Source organism: Frankia sp. AgPm24 (assembly GCF_023243055.1).
GTDB lineage: Bacteria > Actinomycetota > Actinomycetes > Frankiales > Frankiaceae > Frankia > Frankia umida.
The window spans coordinates 1-5,419 of sequence record NZ_JALKFW010000035.1 but is presented as its reverse complement, the minus strand read 5'-3'; the positions used below and the strand labels follow the sequence as shown (position 1 = coordinate 5,419).

Below are 5,419 nucleotides of genomic sequence, written 5' to 3'. Positions count from 1 at the left end.
GACCCCCGCCTGTCTGAGCGCGGCCACGGCCCGCCTGACGCGCTGGCGGGCCGCCGTGGCCCTGCCCGCCGGCCCGGGCCCCCCCCGCGGGGGGGGGGCCCCCCCGCGGCAACGGCAGTCCGTCCCCGGTCGCGCGCGGTATCGACGGCTGCGACAACAACTACGTCGCCGCCGACACCGGCCGCCGGGTGTGCGTGCCCCGCACCCCGCCCCCCGGTCAGCGCATCGACTGTGCCTTCCTGCGGGCCCACGGCATCAACGGCGTCCGTGTCATCGGCGAGGACGTCCGCCGCCTCACCGGCACCCTGCCCGCGGCCGTGCGAGGAGCGGTGCTCTGTGCGCGCTGACAGACCGGGTGCCGCTGACAGACCGGGTGCCGCACGGCCGGCGGTGGCCCTGGCCGCTGCCGCCGCCGCGCTTCTGGCCGCCGGTTGCGCCGGGACGCCAACCCGAAGTCCCGCGGCGGTCGGCCTCCCGGCGGCCGCCGCGGCGACGGCGAGCGCGACCTGGACCGGTGACTGGCACGGCGTCGTCGCGCCGACCGCGCAGCCCCGGCCGTCCTTCGCGCTCACCGACACCAGCGGGCGACCGTACGACTTCGCCCAGGCCACCGCCGGACGCCCCACGCTGCTGTTCTTCGGCTACACGCACTGCCCCGACGTGTGCCCGACGACGATGGCCGACCTCGCCGCCGCCCGCCAGGTGGTGGGGGCGAGGGTCGCCCGACAGGTGACGGTCGTGTTCGTCACGACCGACCCCGACCGCGACACCCCCGCGGCGCTGCGCCGCTGGCTCGACCAGTTCGACCCCGCCTTCGTCGGTCTCACCGGCACCCCGGCGCAGCTCGCCGCGGCGCAGCGGGCCGTCGGCGTGCCACTGGCCACCGCCGACCGCGCCGACGGTGATCCCCGCGGCGGTCAGGGTTCCTACCTGGTCAGCCACGCCGCCCAGGTACTCGCGATCGGCCCCGACAACCACGTCCGCGTCCGCTATTTCGCCGCGACGACGGTCGCCGAGTACGTCGCCGACCTCCCGCGGCTCGCCGCCTCGCTGTGACCCGTCGAATCCCCAGCTCCGACCGCCGGCGGCCGTTCCGTCCTTCTCAGGCAGGTATCTCTTGACCGCAAACCAAGGCGCGCAGGAAGACCCCGCTGCCGCTCCCCTCGCCACCGCCGTCCCTGACCCCGCCCCACCCCGCTCGCACCGGGGGACCCGGGAACGCGGCGGCCGGGGGAGCGTGCCCACGCCGCGGCGGCTGGCCGGAGCCGGCCGCGGGGTGGCGACGCATGTCGCGCTGACCGTACTGTGCGCCGGCCCGCTGGCCGTGGACCGGCAGATGGCCTACCTCCTCCCGATGGCGCTGGCCGTGCTCATGCCACGGACGTGCGGCCGTGGCGGCCCGCGGGAGGCGGTGGCCGTCGGCCTCGACGATCATCGCGGTGCCCGGCTGCCGCGGTTCGTCCAGTTCGCCTGCGAGGCGGCCGGCTGGTACGTCTACCTGGCCGCCGGCGAGCTGGGAACGGGCCGGCTCGGCGGGTCGTCGACGGTGCCGGTGTGGGCCGGGGCCCTCGGCGGTGCGCTGGTGGCCTCGGGCGCGATCCTGGTGCTGGGCCACCTCGGTGACCTCGTGCGCGCGGCCCGACCGGGACGTCGGCGGCTGGCCTGTGGGCTGGCCGCGACGCCCCTCGCGGTGCTGCTGGTCGTGCGCGCGGCCGAACACCACCACGCCGTGGTGCTGGCGCTGTGGACCGGCGTCTCACTGTCGATGCTGGTGGTCGCGGTCCTCACCCTCGTGCGCGGTCAGTTCAGCTGGCAGCGCCCCGAACGGGTGGACCACGTCGATCTGGCCGACACCCTCGCCCCGCGGCACCGCTTCTCGCTGATCGTCCCGGCCCGCGACGAGCCGATCCTCGGCCGCACGCTCACCCAGGTCCTGGCCGGGGACTACCCGGCGGACCTGGTGGAACTGGTGGTGATGGTGTCGCACGACGAGGTCGACCGGGAAACCCGCCAGATCGCCGAGGACATCGCCGCGCGGCACCCGAACGTCCGCGTCATCGCCCCGCGCGGCAGCCAGCGCAGCAAGCCGCTGTCCCTGGAGAACGCCCGCCAGTACTGCACCGGTGACCTCATCGGCGTGGTCGACGCCGAGTCGCTGATCGCCGAGGGGCTGCTCTCCTACGTCAACACCCTCGCCCTGCGCCAGTCCGACGTCGGTATCTTCCAGGGCGGCGTGCAGCTGATGAACGTCCGCGCCCCGGGTGGACAGCCCACCGACGGCGGTGCCCGCCCGGTGCTGCGCCGGTTGGACACCGACACGTCCTGGTGGCGGGCCCGTAACTGCCTCGAGTACTACATCTGGTTCATGTCCCGGCTGCGTTTCCAGGCGCGGGCGCGGTTCATCCCGCTGGGCGGTAACACCGTGTTCATCCGCCGGGAGGTGCTCGACGCCCTCGACGGCTGGGACGTCACCTGCCTCACCGAGGACTGCGACCTGGGGGTGCGGGCCTCGGTCGCCGGGGTGCGCACCACCGTCTTCTACCACCCGGATCTGACCACCCGGGAGGAGACGCCGGAGAGCCTGACGAAGCTCGTCATCCAACGGACCCGCTGGATGATGGGATTCATGCAGGTCCTGTTCAAGGGGGACTGGCGCCTGCTCCCCGGTACCCGGCAGCGACTGATGGCCGCCGAGATGCTGACCATGCCGTTCTTCCAGGCGATGGCCGGGATACTGCTGCCCGTCTCGCTGGTGCTGACCTGGTTCCTCGCCGCGCCGACGGGTCTGGTCATCGTCTTCTGCCTGCCGCTGGGCGCCACCGTCATGACGGTCTGCTCGGAGCAGGCGGCCTTTCGTGAGTTCGCCGACGCGTACGACCTGGACATCAGCTGGTGGGACAGCGCCCGGCTGATCCTCAGCGCCCCGTTCTACCAGCTCGTCCTGTCGATCGCCGCGGTCCGCGCCACCGCCCGCCTGCTGCGCGGCCGCGTCGACTGGGAGAAGACCTCACATTCCGGCGCCCACCACGGCGCCGGAGCCGGCACCGGCCGCGTCCCCGCAGGAGCCCCCTCATGACCAGCCCCGACCTGACCAGTCCCGACCGGACGCGGGACCCCGCATCACCGGACCCCGCATCACCGGTTTCGGCGCAGCCGCTCCTCACGCCGCAGGTCCTGGCACCGCCGGCGAGCGTCACCGCGTGGACCGTGACCGCGCTGCGCGGGCTCGCCGCCCGCGGCGCCGCCGGGGGGCGGGCCCACCGGCACAGCCTGGTGCTGGTCGCCGCGCTGCTGGCGGTCGTCACCGTCGTCCACGGTGTGAACTTCGACGGCTGGCCCGGCCGGGTCACCGACGACGAGGGCACCTACGCCGCGCAGGCCTACTCGATGCAGTACTGGAACCGCATCGCCCACTACACCTACTGGTACGACCATCCGTTCGGCGGATGGCTGCTGATCGCGATCTACACCAAACTGACGGACGGCTTCCACCGCGCGACCACCGCCGTCACCGCCGCCCGGGAGCTCATGTTCCTGCTACACCTGGTCAGCTGCGTGCTGATCTACCGGTTCGGTCGACTTCTCGGCCTGCGTCGTTTCTTCTCCGCCGCCGCGGTGCTGGTCTTCTCCCTGTCGCCGCTGGCGATCTGGTACCAGCGGATGGCGTTCCTGGACAACATCGGGGTGATGTGGCTGCTCGCCGCGTTCGTCGCGGCCGTCTCCCCGCGCCGCAGTCTGCTGGCCGCCGCCCTCGCCGGAACGTTCATGGCGTTCGCGTTCTGGTCCAAGGAGACGACGCTGCTGTTCCTGCCCGGTCTGTACATCCTGCTGCGCCAGCATCGCGACGACCGCAACTGGCGGTTCGTGCGCCGCAACTTCCTGGGCTGTCTGATCGGGATCTGCGGCATCTACCTGCTCTACGCCGCGGCGAAGAACGAGCTGTTCGAGGGCCCCGGCCACGTGTCGCTGGAATGGGCGGTGCGCTGGCAGCTGTTCGACCGGGCGTCCAGCGGCAGTGTCCTCGACCGTGGCAGCGACACCTACAACGTGGTCAGATCCTGGCTGGACCTGGACCCGTACCTGGTGCTCGGCGGGATCGCCGCCGCCGTCCCACTGCTGGCGCTGCGTCGCCTGCGAGTCGTCGCGGTGCTGCTGCTGTTGCAGTTCGGCTTCGTCTTCCGCGACGGTTACCTGCCCAATCCCTACGTCACCGCCATGCTGCCCTTCGCCGCCCTGTGCGCCGCAGCCCTGCTCGACGCCGTCCTGCCACGGCGCCGTTCCCGGCCCGGCGGCCCGCTACGTCCCTATCCCGACGACCCCGACGTCACCTCGTCGTCCGGTATCCCCGCGCCACGCTCGTCGGCCAGCGAGCGCACCTTCGACGAGGCAACGGGACGCCCCGCCGCGGCGTACGGTGATCCGGAACCCGACACGGTGCCCACTCGCATCCTCGAGGCACCGCGGCCGCGGGCATCGTGGCTGGCCGCGGGCGGTCCGGCCGGCACACTGGCCGCCCGGGTGCTGTCGGCGCTGCGCCGCGCGGTCGTCGCCGTCACGGTGGTCGCCGCCGCGATCGCGCTCACCTGGGCCTGGGCCCCGAAGATCCACACCGCTCTGACGGACGACGCGAGCGCCCCGAGCCGCGACGCCACCCGCTGGTTCCTCGCCCACGTGCACGACCACCGCACGGTCATCACCGACGACATCGCCTGGACCGACCTCGTCATCGCCGGCCGCCGCCCGCTTCCGGTCTGGTTCTACAAACTCGACCTGGACCCGCAGGTCCAGGCCCAGTTCCCGCACGGCTGGCGGGACGTCGGCTACCTGATGATGGGCAGGCCGCCGGACTCGGTGCTCACCGAGGTCCCCACCGTCGCCGAGGCCCTGCGCCACTCGGTCGTGCTCCAGTCCTTCGGCGACGGCGAGATCGAGATCCGCCAGGTCGTCCCACCCGGCTGCCGCGCGGGTCTGCCCGCCCTCCGCTGCTGATCCGCCCCCGGCGACCATCGCCCTGCGCCGCGCGGCCGGGGGCCCATGACCGATCATGGGCCCCCGGCCGCCAGGTGGGGCTGTGCGTCCGGACAGAACGAACGTCTAGGACAGGGCGAGCAGGGCACCGAGGAAGAAACCGACGCAGGCCAGCCAGACCAGGGTCGGAACCAGCCTCAGCCATCCAGCCACCGCCCCGGCCGATGACCCCGCCCCGGCCGAGGCCCCCGCGCCCCCGGATACCGCAGGACCACCGGCGCCCGCAGCGGCCAGCCCACCGACCCGCACCGGCTGGGCACCGGTCGGCGCGCCGACCGCGGACGGGCGGGGCAGCCCCCCGGGGGGCGCCCCCGCGCCGGCGAGCATCGTCTCCTGGGCGGCGGCGTCCGGCTCGAACGGCCCCGCCCCCCCCCCCCCCGGGGCCGGGGGG

Annotated in this window: 4 protein-coding genes and 1 pseudogene; 4 read left to right on the top strand and 1 reads right to left on the bottom strand. The window is 73.8% G+C overall.

All coding sequences use genetic code 11. From position 1 onward, the window contains the following. The first annotated feature begins 194 nt into the window (after positions 1-194). From MXD61_RS05365 to MXD61_RS05350, 4 genes are all read left to right on the top strand, one after another. The gene (locus tag MXD61_RS05365) at positions 195-347 is read left to right on the top strand and encodes a hypothetical protein (RefSeq protein WP_248811735.1); all 153 of its coding nucleotides are present in this window, start codon (positions 195-197) and stop codon (positions 345-347) included. Further along, entirely contained in the window at positions 337-1,056 is a 720-nt protein-coding gene (locus MXD61_RS05360; RefSeq protein WP_248811734.1) for an SCO family protein, read from the top strand. Before MXD61_RS05365 ends, MXD61_RS05360 begins: the two co-directional genes overlap by 11 nt. Positions 1,057-1,237: 181 nt before the next feature. Further along, positions 1,238-3,076, top strand: coding sequence for a glycosyltransferase family 2 protein (locus tag MXD61_RS05355; protein WP_248811733.1), 1,839 nt, complete (start codon positions 1,238-1,240; stop codon positions 3,074-3,076). Continuing rightward, positions 3,073-4,989, top strand: a complete 1,917-nt coding sequence (locus tag MXD61_RS05350; RefSeq protein WP_248811732.1) for a glycosyltransferase family 39 protein — start codon at positions 3,073-3,075, stop codon at positions 4,987-4,989. The genes MXD61_RS05355 and MXD61_RS05350 overlap by 4 nt, the downstream gene beginning before the upstream one ends. 105 nt (positions 4,990-5,094) lie before the next feature. Here the strand turns inward: MXD61_RS05350 and MXD61_RS05345 are convergent. Next, positions 5,095-5,419, bottom strand: a pseudogene (locus MXD61_RS05345) (FHA domain-containing protein); the annotation flags it as partial.